Origin of the sequence: Pseudomonas sp. S3E12 (assembly GCF_001702295.1) — a bacterium.
Lineage (GTDB): Bacteria > Pseudomonadota > Gammaproteobacteria > Pseudomonadales > Pseudomonadaceae > Aquipseudomonas > Aquipseudomonas marginalis.
In genome coordinates this window covers 271,005-289,936 of the sequence record NZ_MBDT01000002.1, presented here as the reverse complement: position 1 = coordinate 289,936, position 18,932 = coordinate 271,005, and the positions used below count along the sequence as shown (strand labels likewise).

General features: G+C 63.7%; 14 protein-coding genes. 1 reads left to right on the top strand and 13 read right to left on the bottom strand.

The genetic code is table 11. From position 1 onward, the window contains the following. Window positions 1-5: 5 nt before the first annotated feature. Window positions 6-380 (bottom strand): hypothetical protein, encoded by a 375-nt coding sequence (locus BB029_RS01320; protein ID WP_003195530.1) that lies wholly within the window; start codon window positions 378-380, stop codon window positions 6-8. Between the two features lie 307 nt (window positions 381-687). On the opposite strand from BB029_RS01320, the gene BB029_RS01315 reads away from it, so the two are divergent. Then, window positions 688-1,539 carry a DUF6252 family protein gene (locus BB029_RS01315; RefSeq protein WP_065937983.1) on the top strand — a complete coding sequence of 284 codons (852 nt, stop codon included), beginning with the start codon at window positions 688-690 and terminating at the stop codon, window positions 1,537-1,539. A gap of 110 nt (window positions 1,540-1,649) precedes the next feature. Here BB029_RS01315 and tagQ read toward each other — a convergent pair whose 3' ends face one another. The 12 genes from tagQ to tagH all read right to left on the bottom strand — a co-directional run bounded on the left by tagQ (window position 1,650) and on the right by tagH (window position 18,686). Beyond that, the gene (tagQ, locus tag BB029_RS01310) at window positions 1,650-2,576 is read right to left on the bottom strand and encodes a type VI secretion system-associated lipoprotein TagQ (RefSeq protein ID WP_027608277.1); all 927 of its coding nucleotides are present in this window, start codon (window positions 2,574-2,576) and stop codon (window positions 1,650-1,652) included. Window positions 2,577-2,660: 84 nt separating this feature from the next. Then, window positions 2,661-4,319: an SUMF1/EgtB/PvdO family nonheme iron enzyme gene (locus BB029_RS01305; protein WP_256558115.1), complete on the bottom strand. Its 1,659-nt coding sequence runs from the start codon at window positions 4,317-4,319 to the stop codon at window positions 2,661-2,663. 43 nt (window positions 4,320-4,362) lie between these two features. Beyond that, the gene (locus BB029_RS01300; RefSeq protein WP_065937981.1) at window positions 4,363-5,547 is read right to left on the bottom strand and encodes an FtsX-like permease family protein; all 1,185 of its coding nucleotides are present in this window, start codon (window positions 5,545-5,547) and stop codon (window positions 4,363-4,365) included. Further along, entirely contained in the window at window positions 5,547-6,251 is a 705-nt protein-coding gene (locus BB029_RS01295; RefSeq protein WP_027608274.1) for an ABC transporter ATP-binding protein, read from the bottom strand. Before BB029_RS01295 ends, BB029_RS01300 begins: the two co-directional genes overlap by 1 nt. Next, window positions 6,251-9,271 (bottom strand): serine/threonine-protein kinase, encoded by a 3,021-nt coding sequence (locus BB029_RS01290; RefSeq protein ID WP_065937980.1) that lies wholly within the window; start codon window positions 9,269-9,271, stop codon window positions 6,251-6,253. The genes BB029_RS01295 and BB029_RS01290 overlap by 1 nt, the downstream gene beginning before the upstream one ends. Next, a complete protein-coding gene (locus BB029_RS01285; protein ID WP_065937979.1) occupies window positions 9,268-9,987 on the bottom strand; it encodes a PP2C family serine/threonine-protein phosphatase in 720 nt (239 codons plus the stop codon). Before BB029_RS01285 ends, BB029_RS01290 begins: the two co-directional genes overlap by 4 nt. Beyond that, window positions 9,988-10,641, bottom strand: a complete 654-nt coding sequence (tagF, locus tag BB029_RS01280) for a type VI secretion system-associated protein TagF (protein ID WP_065937978.1) — start codon at window positions 10,639-10,641, stop codon at window positions 9,988-9,990. Further along, window positions 10,638-14,138: a type VI secretion system membrane subunit TssM gene (tssM, locus tag BB029_RS01275; protein WP_065937977.1), complete on the bottom strand. Its 3,501-nt coding sequence runs from the start codon at window positions 14,136-14,138 to the stop codon at window positions 10,638-10,640. The genes tagF and tssM overlap by 4 nt, the downstream gene beginning before the upstream one ends. Continuing rightward, window positions 14,135-15,424, bottom strand: a complete 1,290-nt coding sequence (locus BB029_RS01270; protein WP_027608269.1) for a DotU family type VI secretion system protein — start codon at window positions 15,422-15,424, stop codon at window positions 14,135-14,137. The genes tssM and BB029_RS01270 overlap by 4 nt, the downstream gene beginning before the upstream one ends. Window positions 15,425-15,430: 6 nt before the next feature. After that, window positions 15,431-16,765, bottom strand: a complete 1,335-nt coding sequence (gene tssK / locus BB029_RS01265; protein WP_065937976.1) for a type VI secretion system baseplate subunit TssK — start codon at window positions 16,763-16,765, stop codon at window positions 15,431-15,433. Window positions 16,766-16,784: 19 nt separating this feature from the next. Beyond that, window positions 16,785-17,294 (bottom strand): type VI secretion system lipoprotein TssJ, encoded by a 510-nt coding sequence (tssJ, locus tag BB029_RS01260; RefSeq protein ID WP_065937975.1) that lies wholly within the window; start codon window positions 17,292-17,294, stop codon window positions 16,785-16,787. Window positions 17,295-17,351: 57 nt separating this feature from the next. Next, on the bottom strand, window positions 17,352-18,686 hold the full coding sequence (gene tagH / locus BB029_RS01255) for a type VI secretion system-associated FHA domain protein TagH (RefSeq protein WP_065937974.1): 1,335 nt from the start codon (window positions 18,684-18,686) through the stop codon (window positions 17,352-17,354). Between the last annotated feature and the right edge of the window lie 246 nt (window positions 18,687-18,932).

The window sequence follows — 18,932 nt, the reverse complement described above, 5'->3', positions numbered from 1 at the left end:
AAAGCCTACTTCTTTTTCTTCGGCTTCAAATACTTGGTCAACCCCTGGAACCAGATCACCAGCGCCGGGTTGCCCTTGATCTGGATCGACTTGTCCTGAATCCCCGTCATGAACGCCAGTTGCTTGTTCTTCGCCTGCATTGTGGCGAAGCCATAGGCCGCATCCTTGAACGCAATGGCAAACGCCGGCGCCGGGTGGACACCCGAGCGACTGGTGATGCGCTGGTCCTTGACGATGAAGTGACGGGCAACCTTGCCGTCGAGGGTCTGCAACTGGAACGCGAGGTCTTTATCACCCAGCTGTTGCTGGAAAGCAGGATTGGTGCGGCTGGCTTTGCCCATCATCAGGCCCAGCACCCACAGGAGAAGACGAAATTTCATAAGCACATAGCCTCGAAAGAATAAACAGCTGGCGCAGTTTAGCGATTCTTCTCTGGAACGCCACTACTCCCCTAACGTTATGGGGGTGACATTCTTATTTAACCCTGAGTGACTGTGGAGTCACTTTAAAACTGCTCGGCCAACACGCTTGCGCTGTGAAAGGGGAAACTTAGAATATGACCTATTCAAAAAAATTCTAACACCCTGTTAATTATTACAGTATCCCCACTGGGCAGTGAAAACTATCCTGACCAGGAAAACAGTGGCAATAACCTGCCTGGACAACCTATTTGAAAGAGCTGACATCATGCTGAACACCAATGAGAAAACACTGGAACAGCTTAAGACAGACATTAACTTGAGCAATATTAACCACCCCTTCGTATCACAGATCACCACGGCCAGATTGAAAGACAATACGATACTGATCAACGCTAGCCAAAATGCGTTTTCCCCTTTCCGCATTTACACCATCGAAATAAATATTATCAACGGCTCCAGTCCCGGCACATACCCGCTCGATGGACAAAAAGAGAATACTGTTGGCCTGACTTATGTGCCACCCAACACAAATGTACTGAACTTCTACAGGGACAGCGATGGTGAATTCACGCTGAATGGCACGGCATCTGAGCACCATGTAAATGGGACTTTCCGCTGCACCGCAAAAAGCGTGAACACCGACATTACTGACGAAGCCACATTGACTAAAGGTGTAGTGTCGTTCACTACATCACGAAATCAAAAAAGCAGCGGCTTCTTGCAAGGTACAGTTATTCCAGGGGAACACCCGTTTTACTCAACCACTTTGACCATGAGTTTCGTAGAGCCAGACGATCATCCGCACTTTCTGGAGGTTATCGCTGTCGATGACGTTCATGGCGATAGACGCCTCTACTTGCACATTCCCAAATCGAAGCTAGGTCAAACGCTACTTCCGATTACCAACAACGAAGATGGTCGTTCAGCGCTGGCCACACTGCTTTTTACGGGAGTACATCGTGCAACAACGGGGTCAGTCATTTACAACTATGATGAGCACTTGCAAAAGCTGACAGGCGACCTGACATTCGAAGTTGTCGCTCAAGACCAGGAAACTATTGAATTTAAAAACGCAACATTTGAGATCTCAGGGCTTTCCCCTGCCCCGATTAGATAAACACCCACCCAAAAATCAGCCCGGTACGATTCCATCAAAACTGACTCAATGCAGAAAAAACAACGCCAGCCGATTATCGACTGGCGTTGGCTGTTTATGAAAACAGGCCTTTAAACGTTAGGGCAAGGTACCGGAGCCCAGTCGACCAGGTTCGGATCGCGGCAAGTGCCTTCGATCTGCGCTTTACCGGCGCTGGCGACCTTCTTGCTTTCATCCTGCTTGGTCTGGGCGGTCTGGAAGGTTTTCTCGGTGCTCACTGCTTCTGTTGGTACGGTTGGAAGCGGTGGCTTTTTCGGTGGCTTGGTGCCGGTGCCTTTCTTCTTGCCCGGCGTCACAACGGGCGTTACATCGGCCTTGGCCACGGTGACCACGTCGGCACGCTGTACGCCAACCTGCTGCAGGTCTTTCTCGTAGGCCTGGGTATAGTTGTTCAGGTCTTCGGCGGCTTTGCCGTTGACCGCCACGATCAGGTCATTGGATTCCTTCAGGCCCGAGACGATTTCCGCCAGGCGCTTGCGGCCTTCGGTGTCGTTGACGGTCTTGGCTTTGCGATCAGCCACCAACTTGGTGAATGCGCTCTGGTAGCACTGCTGGGACGCCCTGGCGTACGCGGTGCTGCGGTCGATGTCGGAGGCGCTTTTGTTCACGTCAGCCGCATACGAGGCAATGCGCTGGTTGTCGTCGGCGATCTGCTTCTGACGCTCGGTGTAGTAACCCGCTGCGCCGCCGGCCAGGGCCCCGCCCGCTGCGCCGATGGCGGCGTTACGGCCACGTTTTTCCTTGTCGCCGGTCAGGGCGCCGAGCAGGGCACCGCCGGCCGCGCCGATGGCCGCACCGGTCACCACCGACTTGGTCATGTTCGAATCGGTGGCGCGCAAGTGCTGCACCGGCTCGTAGCAGTTGGGGTAGTACTCGACCTTGGTGCTCGACGCGACCTTGGAGGCCGGCGACGTGGCGCAGCCGGTCAGCACAGTGCTGAAGCCGGCCGCGATCAGCAGCAAGTGACGCTTGGAAACCGCCTTACGGGAAAAAAGCATAGGTTGTGTTCTCTTCTAAGTTTGACTTGCCCAGCACGGCCACTGCCGCCTGAGTCCCTTCCAAGCTCGCCATACAGCCAGCGATCAGCGCTGACCGCTCGCTGCGAGCAATTCCTTCAAGATCGTCGCCGGGTCGGCCCGCTGTTGCTTGCGGTAGTTGCCGACATGGCGAACGAACAGTGTTGCGCGCGTCACCAGGCTCTTGCCGAGCACAGGCTTGCGATCCAACTCTTCCTTGATCCGTTGAAACTGCGCCTGGATCACCGCATCGGTGTAACGCGTGCCGGTGGCCAGGTTGTCGATATAGATCGCCACCGCGCCATCGAGGGCGCTGCGTCCGTTCTCGATGGCCGTGGCAAACAGTGCCGCGCTGGCCTCTTCCTTGTTGTCCAGGGCCTGCTGGCGACTCTTCTGCAGGTTAGCCAGGCGGATGTTGTAGTTGCTGATGGTCTCGGCCACCAGCGCGGCCGACTGAATCAGGTTGCCCGCCGCGTCTTCGCGTTGCTGGGCGATCAGCGAGACATTGCGCTTGAGCTCTTCATTGACCAGCCCCAACTCGGCCTGCAGCTTGGGGTCGACGCTGGCGGCGATGATGCTGTCCAGGCGCTTGGTCGGGTCCTGGGCGTCATCGATGGCGTCGGTCAGCGAGGCCAGGCGGCCCTCTTTCTGCCACTGCGCAAACAACTCCTTGTAACGCGAGCGCGGCGCCGACAACGCACCGATTGCCACGCGAAAACCCGTGGTCTCGTTGCTTTGCTCGGTGCCGTCGGCGGCGAACAGCGGGTATTCGCGGCGCATGCCGGTAAACAGCGTGCCCTCGCCTTCGAGGTAGTTGCCGCCCTTGACCACAAAGCCGCCGTAGGTGCCCTGGCGACGGCCGGCGTGCACCAGCTGGAAGGATTCCTGGACCATTTCCGCGGCGTTGCCGATCACGTCGAACATGCCGATGGGGTTGGGCAGCTTGGTACCGATAGGCATCAAGCGTGCGGCCTGGCCAGTACCGCCGGCGACCTGGTTGAACACCGCGTAATCACCCAGCGGGCCATCGTTTTCACTGCCTTCGGTGCGGCGTGGAAACAGGCGCCCTTCCAAGTCCTGGCGGCTCACCGCCTGGCCACCGCGTGCGGCGAACTCCCACTCCACTTCAGTGGGCAGGCGCACGAAACCCAGGCCGCCGTCATCCGCCGACGACCCACGACCGCTCACCGGCAGCAAATCGCGGTGGTATTTCATCAGCCAGGCGCTGTACACCGCCGAGAAGCGCTCAGCCTCAAAGCGCGACAGCTTCACCTTGGGCAAACGCCCGGCCATGCCGGTGGGTGCATCGCACGCAGGCGCCGGCTCGCCACTGGCCAGCGACTGCGCCTGGGCCATCACCTGGGCGTACTGGCGGGCGGTCACTTCGTACTTGCCGATGAAGTACAGCATGGGTTTGAGCGGGGTCTTGGCGTCGGTTTTCGGCATCAACGGCGCGATGACTTTGTTCCAGTCTTTCGGCAAGTCCTTGAGGGTGAACTGGCCGTTGATAAAGTCGCGGCGGTAGCCGGAGATAAATGACTGCTGGTAACCCGCCTCGCCTTCGGCGAAGGGGTAACCGAGGCTGATCTCGCGGTCATCCAAAGTCCCTTGGGCCAGCACGTAGGCGTAACGGAACACCATAGTGCCTTCGCACGGCAGCGGCAGGCTGACGTCGTCGGGCAACGGCTTGGGGTTGTCGAGCTTGTCGCTCGCTTCATCGGCCATGGCCAGCGAGGCCAGGCTCAGCGCCACAACGGCGCCCAGTAACTTATACATCTCTGATTCCTTCAGAAGCCTGGATACGCGCCACTCGCCAACCGCCACAGGCTGCCGCCACAGCGCTGACGCCAAGGACTGCAACCAAGGCCAGGCCATAGTGACGCGCCAGCAGGTGGCTGGCGTGTTCGCCCGGCACCTGCACGAATAACTTGTTCAAAGCCGCCTCGGCCAGGCCATACAGCCCAACGCTGAATAAAGCGGCAAACCCTGCGCTGTACAGCGCCTGCAGCACCACAAACAACAACAGTGCGCCGGTGGAAACCCCCAACAGGCGCAACACCGACAATTCCCGGCGCTTACGCGCCACAGCGGCCAACGCCCCGGCGAAGATCGCCGCAAACGCGCCCGCCAAGGCCAGCCCGGCGATGATCCAGAAGACGATCGACAGGTTGCGGCTCAGCGACTGCACCTGGGCGATCGTCTGTGCCTGGGTCGATACCAACAGATTCTGCCCGGCGAAAAATACCCGCAGCGGCTCCACATCGGCCAGGCTGCGCGCATACAAGCGAAACGCCGGATACACCCGCTGCTCGCTCACACCCACCTCGTCACCGGCCCAACCCAACGCCGGTACCGCACGGCCATCGCGGTAATCCTCCGCCGCTTCCAGCAATCTCAAATCGGCAAACAACCCATCCCGGGCGAAGGCTTCCAGCGGCAGCACCGCCAGTACCTGCAAGCGCGTGTGCTGGGCTTCTACACGCCCCGCCACTTGCCGCGCAAAGCGGGTCTCCAGCCAATCCCCAGGCCGCGCCGCAAGCTTCTCGGCAGCGGTGTGGCTCAGCACGATCCGGTCCAGGCCCCTGGGCATCGGCAGGCCGCTGAGCAGCGGATCACCCGCAGCGGTCGGCAGCATTTCCAGGGTCAGCGTGCCCACCTGCGCCGTCGCCGCAATCTGCCGCGTGCGCGGTAAGGCGAATGCCACATCGCTGCGCTGGCCGAGCTGTTCGACAAATGCGCTGCTGAATCGACCACCGCCCAACGGAATAATTTCACGGGTGGCCGGATCGGTCTCCAAACGTTCGGTCAAACTGCTAACCAGTCCAAATTTCAGGCCGAACAACACCAGCAACGGCGCGATCACCGCCACCAGCGCCAACACCGAACAGGCCGACAGCCAGGCATCGTTGCGATAATCCTGCCAGGCCAGGGACGCCACCAGAGGGATGCGCATCAGCACGCCTCCCCAAGGGTCGCGGTAACGCCGCCATCGGTATCGCGACGGCAACTGATGCGCCGCACCTGCAAGCCACTGGCACGGGCCAAGGGTTCGTCATGGGTGGCGATCACACAGGCGGCGCGGTGCTCGCGGGCCTGGGCCAGCAGGGCCTGCATCACGCGCTCGGCGTTCAGCGGGTCAAGGGACGCCGTCGGCTCATCGGCCAGCACCAGTTGCGGTGCATGGGCCAGGGCGCGGGCGCAGCTCACACGTTGGCGCTGGCCCACCGACAACGCGGCCGGCTTCTTGGCCAACTGGTCGCTGATCTCCAGCTGTTCCGCCAGGCGCGTCACGCTGCCGTCGTCTTTCAACCCCAGCAGTTGCCGGGACAGCGCGATATTGCTGCGCACATCCAGAAAGCCCAACAGCCCGCCGGTTTGCAGCACATAGCCCAAGTGCTGGCTGCGCAGCGCGGCCAGGGTGGATTGCTGATCGGCGCGCCACAGTCCACCAATGTCCTGCCGGTTGAATTCGAACCGGCCCACCTGATCCGGCGCCAGTACCAGCGCCAACAGATCCAGCAAGGTGCTCTTGCCGCACCCGCTCGGCCCGACAATCGCCAATTGCTCGCCGGCACGCAGGTGCAGAGCCGGGATCACCAGGCTGTAACGCTGGCTGCCGACACCCCGGCTCTTGTGCACCGCGCTCAGGTTCAGCATTACGGCAGCGTCGACAACGGCACGCGGTACAACGCATCGCCCGGCTCGGCATCGCCGAAACGGACCCAGTTGGCCAGGTCATTGTGGAAGGTTTCGTAGAGGCGGATTTTCGAATCCAGCTCGTCGATAAAGTCTTCCTGCTCGGCCACGCTCAACGACAACCACAGGTCCTGGGTCATGTTCAGCGACTTGCTGCGGTACGGCAGGCCCTCCAGGTATTCGCCGAGAATGCCGCCGTCGGCCAGGTTGCCGCCCTTGCGCAGGGCTTGGGGGTCGCGGCTCATATAGGCCGAGGCGCTGGCGATTTCCTGGAAGAAATCCTTAGGCGAGGTCTGGGTCTTGCGCGCCGCATCGACGATCAGTTTCAGCGACTGTTGCAGGTCGTTGAGCTGCAATTTGGTCAGCATCACGCACACCTGGAACGCCGGCAGCGCTGGGTTGGTCAGGTCGCGGTCGGCGGTCCAGGCACTCACCAGCTGCGGCGCCTGGCTGGCGTTCCGGCGACCGAGGAAGTCCATGTGCATGGCATAGCCGACCGCTGCGGATTTGTCCGCCAGGCTCGGCGCGGCACTCAGCAGCGGCACCGCTTGCGGCGTATTGCTGCGCACCTGGTGCACGAGGTTGGCGAACACACTGCCGATCTCGTCGACACGCTCGCCCAGCTTGCGCACATCGCCACCCGGCACCGGCGTGTACAAGTCGCCGATCTGCGGGTTGGCGTCGGCGGTGAGGATGCGGTATTGGCTCTCGGCGCCGGCGTGGGTTTTCTTGCCCGCGTCGGTGCGCAGGTGCAGCGCGTAGATTTTGATCTGCTTGCCCAGCGCGGCCTGGCGCACTTCGGCTTCGTTCATCTGGGTGGCGGCAAACGGGTCGTTCTTGCGCAGCGCGCCCGCATCGGTGACCAGCAGGATGATCCGACCGCCATAGCCGGACCAGTCCATGCCGTCCACGGCCTGCATCACCCCGGCAAACGCGTCCTCGTTGAAGGAGTGGCTGGACACGGTAGACGCCTTGACCTGGCGTGCCATGTCGAGGAAGCGTTGCGGGTCGCGGCCCTGGTCGAGGCTGATCAGGGTCTTGGCCACGTATTCCAGGCCTGGGGTTTTCTTGATGCTGCTCCGGAAACCGACCATGCCGAAGCTGACACTGTCCAACTCGCCACGCTCGGCGATACGGGTTTGCAGCTCGTGCACGACGTCGCGGATCTGGTCGATGTAGGGCTGCATGGAGACCGTGGTGTCCACCACCAGCACCACGGCAGTGCGGAAGGCGTCGGCATTGGCCTTGATCACCGGGGTCGATGGTTTGGCCGCAGCGTTGCTGCCCGGGTCGATGGAGGCGACGTTAAGCAACTGCACCGGCTGGCCGTTTTCGTCGAAGCTCTCCTTGGCGTCGAAGATCGGCAACAGGTAGAACTGGTTCTGCGGCACCGCGCTGGCGGCCGGCTCCAGGGCCAGGACCTGGCCGTTGTCGTCGCTGTTCTTCTGCGCCTTGGCCAGCACGCCTTTGGCGGCGGCTGGATCGGCGAGCAACTTTTCCACTTCGCCGGATTGGCGCAGGAACATCACCGGCGCCCGGCCGGAGCGTTCGGTGAACTTGAGCACGAGGCTTTGCTTCCAGTCGCTGACCTCGGCGGCCGGCAACCAGCCGTCGCTGCGGCCATCGGTGGCGGCACCGACGCGTACCCACGGGCTGCCGTCGACGTCTTTGCGCTGGTACACGTACAGCACGGAGAACGCCGGCAGGGCCTTGCCCGGCGCGCCGCCGGCGTCATTCGCCAGTTTGGCGCCGGGCTTGCTGAGCACGCGCTGGAACAAAGTCTTCTTACCGGCCATCAACAACGGCCGTTGGCCGCCGTCCACTTCGGCGGCCGCAGTGGGCGTTGCCGGGGGCGTTGCCGGGGGCACGTCGGCGACCGCCGCCGGTGGCTTGGCCTGAGGCACGACGGCAGCCGACGGCTTGGCCGGCTCATCACTGCCGCTCAACCACCAGTAGCTGCCGCCACCAATGGCCAATGCGACGGCCACCGCCACGGCGGCCAGTGCCAGCACCGGCCCACGACGCTGCTCGGACACGGCGTTATGCTGGGTCGGCGTCACCACCGGCTGGCGCACCGGTTGCGGCTGGGGTCTGTCGGTCGGGATGTCGATGGTGACCGGGGCCATGCCCGCCAGATCAAAACTCAGCGGGATCGGCAACGGCCGCACCAGCGTGGCCTCCGGCGACTCCGCAGGCAGGTTATCCAGCGCCTGCAGCAACGCCGCCGCATCCGGGAAACGCTCCGCCGGGTCCTTGGCCAACAACTTGCGCAGCACGCCCTGATAACGGCCATGGTGCACCGGCAATTCCGGCAAGGGTTCGGTCAGGTGCGCCAGCGCGGTGGACAGCGCATCGTTGCCGTTGTACGGCAGCTTGCCGACGAGGATTTCATACAGCACCACACCCAGCGCGTAGAGGTCGGCACGGCCATCGATCTCCTGGCCCCGCGCCTGCTCCGGGCTCATGTAGCTCGGCGTGCCCACGGCAAAGCCGGCCTGGGTGAATTGGGTGCGGTCGTCCAGGGACTTGGCGATACCGAAGTCCGACAGCACCGCCGTGCCATCGGCGCGGAACAGGATGTTTGCCGGCTTGACGTCGCGGTGCACCAGCCCCTGGGCATGGGCATAGCCCAGCGCCGAGGCGATCTGGCGGATCAGCGTAATGCCCTGCTCCGGCGTCAGGCCAGCGGCGATGCGCTCCTTGAGCGTGCCGTTGGGCAGGTATTCCATGGCCATGTAGTACAGCTCACCGACATTGCCGATGTCATGGATGGTCACCGTGTGCGGGTGGGACAGCCGCGCCAGGGTCTTGCCCTCGCGCAGGAAACGTTCGCAGAAGCTCGGGTCGGCCGCCAGCGCCGCCGCCATCACCTTCAACGCCACCTTGCGCTCCAGGGAGCGCTGGGTCGCCAGGTACACGCTGGCCATGGCGCCTTCGCCGATTTCGCCGTCGATGTCATAGCCCGGAATCACAATGTTCATGCCGATACCTTCACGACGATGGCGGTGATGTTGTCCGGCGCGCCGCGGTTGAGCCCCAGGTGCACCAGGCTGCGCACGATTTCATCCGGTGCGTCGTGGCTGAGCACTTCGCGGATCTCATGGTCTTCGACGGTCTTGTTCAGGCCATCGCTGCACAGCAGGTAGCTGTCGCCGGGGGCGATCAGCAGGTCGACCACCGCCAGCTCCAGCTGGGCTTCCACGCCAATGGCGCGGGTGACGATGTTGGCGCGCGGGTGCACGCGGGCATCGGCTTCGCTGAGCAGGCCGCTGTCCTGCAGGTCCTGCACGTAGCTGTGGTCGCGGGAGATGCCTTCGAGCACGCCGTCGCGCAGGCGGTACAGGCGACTGTCGCCGGCCCACAGGCACACACCGCGCAAACCGCGCGCGGCGAGCACCACCACCGTGCTGCCCATCATGGTCACGCCACGGTTGGCGGTCTCTTCACGCACGGCGGCGTTGATGCGGATCAGGTCATTGCGCAGGGCTGCCGAGTACTCGTCGAGGGAACGGCCCATCGGCACGCTGCGCAGGCTGTCGACGATCAGGCTGCTGACATAATCCCCCGCCGCGTGCCCGCCCATGCCGTCGGCCACCACCCACAGGCGGTTTTCCGGCAGGTCCAGGCACGCGTCTTCGTTGACCTGGCGAACCATGCCCACATGGCTTTTGCTCGCGGATTTGTACGTCGACCCCATCTACACCACACCTTCTTGTCCGAGCAAAAACTGCGCAAAATCGCCGGCGGCAGGCAGGCCCTGACACCGCAATAAACCAGGGGAAATCGTCTGCGAACCACGCCCCCACCACAGGCTCGCCCCGTCGCAGGCCTGCTCGGCGAGCGCGGTCATGCGCTGATGGGGCAAGCTGGCCGCCACGCGCTGCAGGCCGGCGAAACGGCTGTCCACCGCACGCGGCTCGCTCGTCGGCAGGCCGAGGGCGTCGAGGCCAGTGTTAAAGCTCTCGAAGGTGGCGCCGGCATCCAGGGTGCCGAGCAACAGCTCTTCGGCCTGTTCGAACCAGTTGTCCGGCCCGCCCACCAGGGACGCCGGGTTGGTGTCGTGATCGAGCAAGGTAACCACCGCCAGCGGGAAATAGCGCCCGACCCGGTCAATGCTCGGCATCACTACGCCCGCCGCCGCGTCCGGCCCACACACGCCGGGCGCCAGCACAAAGCGCCACAGTGGGCTGACCAGGTACGCATTGAGCCAGCCGGCGCCCAGGCTGTTCTGGCTGGCGAGCAAACCCGCCGCCAGCCAGCTGTCCCACGGGCCGATAAAGCTCTGGGGCAAGGCGCGACTGACGAAGTCACCACGGCTGGCCAACTTGCCGTAGAAGCCCAGCGTCGTCATAGCCGCTCCGGCAGGCTGAAGCCACTGAGCACGCGGCTCTTGAACGGGTTGAAGGCGCTGTTGGCGCGCAACTCGTAGGCGATGCTCGCACCGTCGACCCGCAGGCGCAGGTTGAAGCGGTCCGGCGAATTACCGGCGGTGAGGTCCGACTGTTCCAGCAAGCGGAACCAGGCCCACGGCCCGTCGAGGGTCACGCCCGAGCGACCACTGGCCGACGGCGGCATGATCGAGATACGCACCACGCCAATGCTGCCGGGGTTCGGCCATTGCATCGCCACCGGACGGCTGGGGCCGTGGTCGTAGCTCAATTGCTGGCCGTCGAGGTCGAGCAGGAACTGGGTGATGGTCGGGTCCATCGACACCGGTTTGAGTTCGAAACGTACGATCGGTTGGGTGCCCCCGGAGCGGAAAAACGCATCGCGGATCGTCGCCGCGCGCTGGAAGGTTTGCAGCACACCCGGCGCAATCCCGAGTTTCTGTGCCGCGCCCGGCTGCCAGCGCCAGGTCTGTGCCGACGTGTCCACATACGGCTGCAGGTATTTGCGGAAGTAGTTGTCCATCACCCCGCCCACGCCGAAGAACTGGCCGAAGTCATCCAGGGTCGCATCCCGCGTGCTGCCCGGCGACATCGGGTAACGGCCGGCCAGGGACTGGCGGTACACGTTGACCACTTCGCTGACCCACGCCGCGTTCAGTTGGTTACGCACCCCGCCCATCATGCTGTTGGTGGTGGAGTTGACCACCGACTTGACCATGCCCTGCACCAGCGGCGGTTGGCGCTCGGCGTTCAGGCTGACCCGTGTGGCCGCAGCCGCCGCCTGGTTCTTCGCCTCGCCAAGCAAGGCATCGCCGCTGGCCCCGACCATGGCGCTGACCTGCACATACAGCGCGTTCATGTCCGACAACAGGCCGTCGATGGCCGCCGGTTCGCCTTCGTTCTTGCTGACGATGCTGTTGAGTTCGGCAAAGTGCGCGGTCACCGGATCATCCGCTGCAGCCGGCGCATTGGCCGTCGGTTGCTCCTGGCCGAGCAGGCTGCCGAGGCGCTCCTTGAGCTTGTCGACGCCACCTTCCACCGGCACGCCTTTCGCGGCCAATTGGCGCTCTTCGGCTTGCAGATCGGTTTCCCTGGCCACGGCCACCAGCAGTTTTTTCAGCGGCGAACTCGGGCCGGAAATCACCCGCAGCACATCGGCTGCCTGGGCTACGCTGGTGATCGGCACAAAGTCGATATCGGCGAGCAACGCATCCCACTGACGCTGATAGTCCTGGAAGTACAGGCGACGCACATCGGCGGCCAGGCTGACCACGTTCTGCTGATCGGCCTGCTCGCGGCCCAACACCCACTGCTCTTCAGCCAGGGTGCCGGTCTGGTTCAGGCTGCTGAGCAAAAACGCCTGGCGATAACCCTTGGCGGTAAAAAAGCCACTTAACGGCTCACCCAACGGCTTGCCGCTTTTACGGCTGAACACCAGCGCGGCATCGCGGCCAGCGGCTTCGTTGATACGGAAGTCCGGGATGCCTTCGGGCAGTTTCTGGCGTTTGACCCGGTCGTAGACGCGCTGGGCCACCGGCAGTTGTTGCAACTGGCGACGCAGATCGTCGATCAAGCGCGGGTCAAGGCGCGCACTTGGCGGATGGCGCTCGAACAGCGCCTGCAAGTGCCCGCTCAACGCCTGGCGCTGATCGGCCGGCAGGTCGCGCGGCAGGTTGCGGTCCCAGTCGAGGGCGATCCAGGCCTTGATGAAGTCCGGATCGTAATGCTCGCTGTCGGCGAGCATCAGGTAGGCCTTGAGGCCTTCGTAGAGGAAGTCGGAGTTGCCGCCGCCGTGCAGTTGCTCCTCGATGCGCGTCACCAGGCGCGGCGCGAACACAGCGATCAACAGCTTGCGATAGACGCTGGCGGACTCGGCTTCGAGCATATCGCCCTGATACAGCCCCAGGCCTTCGGACCAGCTCGGCGAATCCCCCGCGAGGTTCTTCACCGCATTGAGCAGCGGCAGCACCGCGAGCACTTCGCGCTGCGCCGGGCTGAGGTTCTGGACGGTCTGGCCCAGTGGCGCGACCTTCTGGTCGACCTGGGCGATATACGCCTGGTTGGCGCGATAACTCACCCACCACAGGCTGCTGACCACGATCACCAAGGCCACGGTGGCCGCGAGTACACCGCGTGCGATCCACGTGCGCCGACGCTCGACTTTCGGGTTAACGCCCACCAGGCCACGTTCGGCAAAGGCCACGGCGGTGAAGAGTTTTTCGATGAAGTAACTGCGCCCGGTGCCGCTCTGGCGCGCCAGGTGCTGGCGGTCCAGGTTCATGCTCTGGGCCATGGCGCCGATCAGGCGATCGATCGGGCTGCCTTCCTGGGTGCCGCTGGTGAAGTACACGCCGCGCAGCAACACGCGCTCTTCAAAGGCATTGGGCTTGAACACGCCTTCGAGGAAGCTTTGCAGGCAGTCCTTCAATGCGCCGAACTGCTGCGGGAAACCGTAGATCAGGTCGCGCCGCGCCGGGTCGCGCTCCTGTTGCAGGCGCTCCACCAGGCGTTCGTTGAGGCGCTGCTCGAGGCCGGCGAATTCGCTTTGCAGGTGCGCCAGGGGGCTGTCGCTGTTCTTGCCGTCGTCCAGGGCAAAGGTCATGCCCCAGACCTGGGCGCGCTCTTCCTTGCTCAGGTTGTCGAAGAACTCCATGAAGCCCGGCACCAGGTCGAGCTTGGTCAGCATCAGGTAGATCGGGAAACGCACGCCCAATTGGGTGTACAGCTCCTGGATACGCAGGCGGATCGCCGCCGCATGGGCCGCGCGCTCGGCATCGGTGCCCAGCAGCAGGTCCGACAGGCTGATGGCGATAAAGGCGCCATCGATGGGCCGGCGCGAGCGCTGCTTTTTCAGCAGGTCGAGAAAGCCCAGCCAGGCGGCTTTGTCCACCGTCGAATTGCTGTCCTGGGTGGTGTAGCGGCCGGCGGTGTCGAGCAGTACGGCCTGGTCGGTAAACCACCAGTCGCAGTTACGCGTACCGCCAACACCGCGCACCGCCCCGGCGCCCAACTGGGCCGCCAACGGAAAGTGCAGCCCGGAGTTGACCAGCGCCGTGGTCTTGCCCGAACCCGGCGGGCCGATGATCACGTACCACGGCAGCTCGTAGAGGTTGCGGCGTTCGTCGCCACCGAGCTTGGCCTTTTTCAGCAGCGCCAGGGCTTCGTCCATGCGCTGACGCAAGGTAGTAAGCTCTTCGGCGGTGGCCACACTGTTGGGGTCGGCCGGGGTTTCGGCCGCCAGGCTGCGCATCACTTCGGCCGCTTGACGCCGCGTCTGGATGATGCGGAACACGCGGTAGGCGATCCACACCGCGAACACCAGGATGATCAGCGCCCAACGGCGCCCTTCCGGCACCAGCACGTCGAGCAACGGCCCCACAAACCAGATGATCAGGCTCAGGGCGATCAGGCCCAGCACGGGGATCACCCAGCGAATCATGAAACTGAAAAACGCCTTCACTCGACGCCCTCCGCCAATACGGTGATTTCAACCCGACGATTGCGGGCACGGCCTTCGGCAGTTGCGTTGGTCGCCAACGGCTCGGTGTCGCTGCGGCCCTCGGCACTGAAGCGATCGGCCTGGCCGGTCTTGGCCGCGAGGATCTCCAATACCGACTTGGCCCGCGCCTCGGACAAGGCCCAGTTGGACGGGAAACGCAGCGTGGCAATCGGACGGTTGTCGCTGTGCCCGGTGACGCGCACCTGGCCCTTGACCTTGCGGATGGCGTCAGCGATGCGCAGCATCAGCGGCTGGTAGTCATCGACGATGCTGGAGCTGGCGGACGCAAACAGCTCATCGCCACGAATGGTGACCACGGAGCGGTCGACCTTGTCTTCCACCGCGACGCGACCGGCCTTGATGTCTTCCGCCAGGAAACCGGCCAGACGCGGACGCTCGATCACTTTGGGTTGCGCCACCGGACGGTCGATGGCCTGCACCGGGATCTCGCCCAGGGCATGGATGTTCTTGAACACCGGCTCGGCCTGCGCCGCGAGCAGCAGGCGCAAGGTGAACAGCAAGGCCAGCAACAACGCCAGGCCGATCGCCACGGCGATCCACGGCGGCATGAACTGCGCCAGCCGATCACGCGCCACGGTGACGCCACGCCAATGGGGCGACAGCTCGCGCTCGTGGTCACCGCGAGCACTGCGAATCGCCGCCGCCGTGCGCTCACGCAAGGCTTCCAATTGGCTGCGACCGTCGTTCATCACGCGGTAGCGGCCTTCGAACCCCAAGCACATGCACAGGTACAACAGCTCCAGCAGGTAGAGGCGCTCCCGGGGGCTTTGCAGGCAGTGGTCGAGCAACTGGAAGACTTTTTCGCCCCCCCAGGCTTCGTTGTGCACCGTGATCAACAGGCTCTGCTTGCCCCAATCGCTGGTGCTGCCCCACGGCGTGCTCAACACCGCTTCATCGAGGGCGGTGCACAGCGCGTAGCGCGCCAGCAGCACCTCGTTGCGGGCCACGCCAGCGGCTTCGGCGCGCTCTTCGAACTGGCGCAGGTAGGCCAGCAACTGCGCGCGCAGGCTGGCCGGCGCCGGGTGCGCAATGGTGTTGCGCAGGCGCGTCAACAGCGCCAACAGCGGGCCGGCGGCGCTTTCCAGCGGGTTCAGGCCCTGGCTTTTGCCGGTGAGGATCGGCGCGGCCGGCATCGACAGCGGGGCCGGCTCGGCACGCGCAGGCTCCGGCGCGCGGCCACCCGGGCGCGGCATGAACTGGGTGCGGTCGTCATCATTGGGATGCATCGCGGATTATCCTCGGATCGCCCAGAAGGCCAGGTTCAAGCCCGGGAACTGCCCGGCGATATGGAAGGCAAAACCACCGGAATTGCCCAGTTGCTGCCAATGCTCGCTGCCACGGTCCAGCTCGTAGTAGGTCGAGCCTGCGTGGTACGGCAGTTGGCGCGGCGCCACTGGCAACGGCAGCAAGGTGATGCCCGGCAGTTGCAGGTTGACCAGGTCGCGGATGTGCTCCACCGATCCGACCTTGCTCTGCTGGCCGAAGCGCGCACGCAGGGTTTCGCCGGGCACATCGGCACGGACCACGAGGATGAAGCTGGCGCTGTCGAGCAGGGTCTTGTCGGCCAGCATGGCCACGTGGACGCCGTAGGCTTTCTCGACAATCGGGATCGGCGTGGCCTTGCTGTCGATCAGCATCGACAGGGCTTCGCGCAGGGCCGCCATGACCGGGGCGAAGCTCAGGGCCAGGTCGTCGTGCTGGTATTGCGGGTATTCCTGGGGACGACGGCCCGAGGTGGAAAAGGTCGAGAACTCACCGGCCAGGCTGATCAGTTCGCTGAAAAAGCGCTCCGGGTGCAGCGGGCTCAACTGGCTGAAATGCTGGATCAGCGGCTGGGCGCGGTTGACCAGTTGCAGCAGCATGAAGTCGGCGATCTCCGACGCACCGCCCGCCCCCGAGGCAACCACGCGGCCCGCCAGGGCTTCGCCGCGCTGGTGCAGCAGGCCCAGCAGTTCGCTGCGAAACGCGCTCAACGGCTTGCTCGCGGCCACGTCCAGCACCGGCGGGATGTAGCTGTCGTCGAGAACCAGCGCACGGTCGGCGCGCTTTTCCTTGATGCGCACCAGGCCCACGGCGGCGTAGTCGCTGATGCCATCCTGGGCGGTCAGCAAGCGCAGGGCCCGGGAGCCCACGGCCACCGGCGCGCGGTTTTCGAACGGCGCGTTGTCATCGCGCACTTCGCGCACTTGGCTCACGTAGCGCGCGGCTTCCAGGGGTTCGCCCTCATCCACGGTGTCGCGGGCACCCGCACGCTTGAGGGGCAAGGCCAGGTAGACCAGGCCATCGCGCAGGTTGTCGTCGATATTCAGCGGGCTGGGCGCCAGGTCATCCTGGGGGATATTGAACGGCGTGCCGTCGGGCAACAGGCCGCGCGCCGAGACGATGGCCAGCTTGCCCTGGGCCAGCAGGCCCTGGTCGATCAGCAATTCGGAAAACCCCCAGGCGCCGGCGGACAACGGGCGGCTGCGGGCGTCGATCAGGTTTTCCAGGTAACGGTCATGCTGCTGGAAGTGCTGCGTTCCGATGAACATGCCTTCCGACCAGACCACGCGATTGTTCCAGGACATGGGGAGCTCCGATTGCTTCTTATTGGGCAGGGCTGGATGGGGTGACCACGACGTCGGCGCGCACGGCACGCACATCGAGGCTGATCTGGTATTCGGTGTATTGGCGCGCCGGCACGTTGATCACCGTGCGCCATTGCGCGCGGTCCAACTCGCGATAACCCACCAACAAGCCGATCTGGCGCGTGGAGGGGTCGAGGTCGCGCTGGATGCTCAGTTGCTGGCCGGGTTGCACCATGACTTCGTCCTGGTCCAGCAGGTCCAGGCCGAGGGTCGATTGCGCACGGTCGGCCAGGGCGAAGTAATCGGAGCGGGCGAAGGTGGCGGCGTTCTTCAGTTCGAAAATGCGCACCCGCACCGGCGCGGCCTGGCCGTTGGCGCCGGGGTTAAGCCCGGCAATGGCGTGGAAGTGCAGCTCGACGGCGGCGGTGTCCACTTCGGCCTCAGCAGCCGTTTCGGGTTTGACCGCGTCCTTGGCGCACGCGGTCAGCAGCAGCGCGGTGGCGACTGCGAGTAAAAACCTGGGAATCATCCTGCGTCCTCAATGACGTACTTAGCTATCCGTTAATCCATAGGTTGCGGCGCGGTTTTACCGACGCTGTCGCGCGCTGTGTTCTTCGTAGGCCCGGCTGAATTCACGGCCGAACAGGTCCTGGAAATCTTCCTGGGCCTCGCGGGAAATATTGCTGTAGAGCTCGGTGAACTGCTGCCAGTACTGGGCCTGGCGCGAGCCGGCGAACAGGTTCGACAGCCCGCCGGGCTTGCCCATGCGCTCTTCCAGTTGTGCCGGTTCAAAGCGCGTGAGCAGGTGTTTGATCGCCGCTTCTACGCCGGCCATCACTGCCAGTTGGTGGGCGCGCAGGTCATCAAAACTGTCGCGCACGGCAATGTCCGGCGCCATAAACGCCTGGTTACCGTGGCGAAGCAAAAGCAGTAATGCTTCGTCGGCATTCGGTGCGAATTTCAACGGATTGTTTTCGGCAGGCTGGATCATGGTCTGCTGCATGCGGAACTCGCCCTTGAGGCTGGCGCGGGCACGCAATACGTCGATCAGGCCTTCGACCATCAGGCGGTAGCTGCGGCCGATGTTTTCCATCTGCGCCTCTGCCTGGGCCTTGTCCAGGCGCAGCTGGTCCAGGCCGGCACCGCGCAGGAAGGCTTGCAAGAGATCGGGCTGCCGGGTGTCGGCCATAGGGGGCGCTGGCTCGACCACGGGTGGCGGCTGGATGATCGGTGCGGGTGGCGGTGGCAGAGGTGGCGGCGCACTGGCCAACGGCGCTGGCGTGTCGCCAAACAGGTCCCAGTCTTCGGGAATCACCGAGCCCGAGACCACAGGCGTCTCGACCACGGGTACCGCCACCGGGGTCGGCGGGCGGAAGTCGTGTTGTTCGCTGGGAACATGGTCGGCCACGGTGGGCGGCGGCACGGCGGTAGGGCTGAGGAAGTCGAACAGGTCCGGCAGCGTGTCCATCGACGAAGCGCCCTGGAATTGCGGGGCAATCACCGGCGTCGGCGCGGGCTTGTTCGCCACGGCGCCCATCAGGGCCTCAAAGCTGTTCGGCGAATCACCGGCGAATGGCTGGCTGTCGATGGCCTGCACGTTGAAGTCGATCCGCGCCTGGATCTCGTAATCGCCGATGCGGATCAGCTCGCCATCCTGCAACAGCTCGCTGTTACCCCTGCGCAAACGGATGCCGGCGTTAACCAACTCCACCCCGTTTGTACTGTTATCGGTTAAATAATAACGACCATCTTTGTATTGAATAACGCAGTGCTGCGAAGACACCAGGCGCTCGGGATCAGGCAATACCCAGTCATTATCCGAGCTGCGGCCGATAGCCATCGAGCCCTGGTTCATGGACTTTTCCGAGCATTGCCCGGGGGTAATCTTGTGATAACTAGTGATAGTCAAACACAGCGACATCTTGCCTCCTTGCTGATACTTCGCGCGCAGTCGACCCCAGGGACAGCGACGCCCGGGAGATCCCCATCAGGTCGTGCAATCGACCGTTCAAAACCTGCTGATGCCAGCATGATCGCTGATCTTAACTGGGCTCCATGACAAAAATCCTATGCCGGTGCGTCGTTCGACCCACCAGTCGCGCAGGTTGTTAAGCACCGCACATCTGTCACAGAGGGCGAATAGCTTACCTTGACAAGGCATAAGTAC